Origin of the sequence: Streptococcus sp. HMSC065H07, from assembly GCF_001837325.1 — a bacterium.
Taxonomy (GTDB): Bacteria; Bacillota; Bacilli; order Lactobacillales; family Streptococcaceae; genus Streptococcus; species Streptococcus salivarius_H.
Window position 1 is genome coordinate 151,838 of sequence record NZ_KV832019.1, and the last position, 2,763, is coordinate 154,600.

Sequence of the window (2,763 nt, forward strand, 5' to 3'; positions counted from 1 at the left end):
TTCCCTCTGCTGAAAATAATATCACTGGCGGTCACTACTACAGTGATAAACAGGGGAATTGGTACTATGAAGATGCTAATGGGAAAAAACTTACTGGAGACCAAACGATTGATAACGTAAGAGTCTCCTTCTGGGAGGACGGAAAACAAATTAAAGGACCACAAATCGTAAATTACAAACTATACCGTTATTTTGATGATAATACTGGTCAACTACAAACCAAACGTTATCTAGAATATAAGGGAAACTGGTACTATGTTGACAAGGATGGTATTCCTCTCAAGGGGGAACAAACCATTGATAGGCAAGAAGTTTATTTTGATTATGACGGAACTCAAGTCAAAGGAGACTTTAGTGAAAAGTATTCTGGTAATCTTGATAAGATGCACTATTATGACCCTAACACCGGAGCTAGAGTTAGAAAAGAAGGTCTCGTTCAAGATAAAGAAGGAAGAACCTTTTTTATCAATAATGACGGTTCTAAATATACAGGAACTCGTATGATTGATGGTAATCTTTATTATTTCGAAATCAACTCTGGTGTCATGCAAAAAGGAATCAGCATAGAGCTAGAAGATGGAAAGACTCTTCCAACTTCTAATAAATATGGAACGCCCACAAACATTACCCGTCGTTACTATTTTGACTCAGAAACCGGTCAGTTAGTCAAAAAACAAACAATTAAAGAACATGATAAATGGTACTACTACGGTGATGATGGAAATGCTATTCGTCCTAAAGATGGGGAAACCCTTATTAATGGACAAATCGTCTATCTCTACTCAAACGGCCGTCAAGCTAAAGGAGAACTTGTTCTTGATAATGGGGTCCTCCGTTACTATGATCCTGATTCTGGAGCTCGTGTTGTAAATACAAGCCTAACGATCAATGGGATGACTTATAACTTTGATGAAAATGGAATTGGTAAAGATGCTCCAAACCCTAACGGCTACTATAGCGATGAACAGGGTAACTGGTATTATAAGAATGCAAGCGGAGAAAACCTTATCGGTTCCCAAATCATTAAGGGACAAAGAGTATTCTTCCGGGATAATGGACAACAAGTCAAAGGGGCCTATTTAGATATATATAATGACCTTAAAGGTTACTACGATATCAATACAGGAAATCTCGTAACCAATCGTTACGTTGAAGTTAATGGTAATTGGTACTATGTTAATAAATACGGTAGCCCACTAAAAGGGGCCTACATTATTGATGGACAAGATGTTATGTTCGATCCCCATGATGGTAAACAGATTAAAGGAGGATTTGTAAGAGATCCGAAGTTTATCTCCAAATATTATTACATGCCTAAGTACTACTATGATAAAGACAATGGTTGCAAAGTAACCCATGCAGGCTTTGTTAATGAAAATGATTCAACCTACTACCTTGATGATAAAGGACAAATAGTTCTTGGGCTTCAGGAAATTAATGGCGATTTCTATTACTTCCGTCCAGAAAATACGTATAAACACTATGACATTGGAGAAATGTTACGAGATCGTTTTATCTATGAAAATAATAAGGTCTATTATGTTGATCATAGTGGTAAAATCTTGAAAAATCGCTTTTTCGAACGTAATGGAACTGGAACTTGGTATTATTTTACAAAAGATGGTACAGCTGCAACAGGAGAAGTTGAAATTAATGGTCAAAAACTATACTTTGATAATCCTTGGGGCTTTCAGACCAAAGGAAGGGTTGCTCAAAACGGTAAATTCTATGACAAAGACTCTGGTGAACTAGTGACCAATACTTTTAAAGAAGTATTGACTTCCGTTGGTAGTACCATAAATGGCGAAATTTTATATGCAAAGGACTGGTATTACCTTGATAGGGAAGGCCGACCACTAAAAGGACCTCAAACACTTGATTATGTCAAAATGTACTTCTTCCCTAATGGAGCACAGGTTAAGGGACGTTTTGCTCCTGATGGACACTACTATGATAAGGATACTGGTGCACTTGTAACAAACCGTTACGTCCATATCTATAACTGGAAATTTCAAGATAAATACGGTAATCCTGTCGATAACTTTTTTATCAAGTACCCACATAATTTTATTTTTGGTCTCAATGATAACACAATACCAGTAGACATTAGTCACTACCCACTTTCAAGCAAAGACTTCGATTGTGAGGACTATTTCTACTATGTTGATGTCAATGGTGATAAAGTTACCGGTGAACAAACCATTGACAATGTCCCAGTCTACTTCCATAGTAACGGTAAACAAGCCAAGGGAGAGCTAGTCACCGTCGATGGTAAAATCCACTACTACGATGCTAACTCAGGTGCTCGTTTGTCAAATATTGACATTACTATCAAAGGGCAAACCTATCATTTTGATGCGGATGGAAACGGAACACTCATTAGTTAATGAAGTTATAAATACTCCTTCTTAAAAATGACAGATTTAAAATGAAAGGAGAATTATCATGGAAAAGAAAGTACATTTTAAACTTCACAAAGTTAAAAAACATTGGGTAACTATTGCAGTGACAGGACTGGCTTTGGGATTGAGTTTTGCAGGACTCAACTACGCTTCAGCTGAAGAGCAGCCTACCCCTGTTAATGAAGCAACTGTTGAAGCCATCATCAAAGAAGGTGCTATTGACGTCGAGGCTCCAGCGACTAGTGAAGCCACAGCTAAACCTGCAGAAAACACAGCTACTACCGCTTCGAGTGAAGCTGCCACAGTATCAGAAGCACCAGTGGCCAGCTCTGAAGGGGCTTCAACAGAAACAGTCTCTGAA

At 37.9% G+C, this 2,763-nt stretch carries 2 protein-coding genes; both read left to right on the forward strand.

Annotation, left to right across the window (positions count from 1 at the left end; genetic code table 11):
• Positions 1-2,387 (forward strand): glucosyl transferase (locus HMPREF2637_RS02775; protein ID WP_256315721.1); only part of this gene is annotated, 2,387 nt, incomplete at its 5' end.
• Between the two features lie 58 nt (positions 2,388-2,445).
• A partial coding sequence (locus HMPREF2637_RS11470) for a KxYKxGKxW signal peptide domain-containing protein (protein WP_256315723.1) occupies positions 2,446-2,763 on the forward strand: 318 nt, incomplete at its 3' end.